An 834-nucleotide genomic window follows, 5' to 3' on the forward strand; every position below is an offset into this window, starting at 1 on the left:
CGCCATCCTGGTTTGCTCGGCCGCTGACGGTCCGATGCCGCAAACCCGCGAACACATCCTGCTGTCCCGCCAGGTTGGCGTGCCGTACATCATCGTCTACCTGAACAAGGCTGACCTGGTTGACGACGCCGAGCTGCTGGAGCTGGTGGAAATGGAAGTGCGCGATCTGCTGTCTTCCTACGAATTCCCGGGCGACGACACTCCGATCGTGATCGGTTCCGCCCGTCTGGCTCTGGAAGGCGACCAATCCGAAATGGGCGAACCGTCCATCTTCCGTCTGGCCGACGCTCTGGACTCCTACATTCCGACTCCGGAACGCGCCGTTGACAAGCCGTTCCTGCTGCCGATCGAAGACGTGTTCTCGATCTCCGGCCGCGGCACCGTGGTGACCGGTCGTGTTGAGCGCGGCATCGTGAAGGTCGGCGAAGAAATCGAAATCGTGGGCCTGAAGGCTACCGCCAAGACCACTTGCACCGGCGTGGAAATGTTCCGCAAGCTGCTGGACCAAGGTCAGGCTGGCGACAACGTTGGCGTGCTGCTGCGCGGCACCAAGCGTGAAGACGTCGAGCGTGGCCAGGTACTGGCTAAGCCGGGCACCATCACCCCGCACACTGGTTTCGAAGCTTCCGTGTACGTTCTGTCCAAGGAAGAAGGCGGCCGTCACACTCCGTTCTTCGCGAACTACCGTCCTCAGTTCTACTTCCGTACGACTGACGTGACCGGCGCGATCACGCTGAAGGAAGGCGTGGAAATGGTTATGCCGGGTGACAACGTTGAATTCAGCGTTGAACTGATCGCTCCGATCGCCATGGAAGAAGGTCTGCGCTTCGCTAT

At 60.6% G+C, this 834-nt stretch carries 1 protein-coding gene; it reads left to right on the forward strand.

The features are described 5' to 3' along the window. Window positions 1–834, forward strand: an 834-nt coding sequence (locus tag C2I19_RS20085; RefSeq protein ID WP_103904369.1) for an elongation factor Tu, incomplete at both ends; no start/stop codon positions are given.

The organism is Chromobacterium alticapitis (assembly GCF_002924365.1).
Taxonomy (GTDB): Bacteria; Pseudomonadota; Gammaproteobacteria; order Burkholderiales; family Chromobacteriaceae; genus Chromobacterium; species Chromobacterium alticapitis.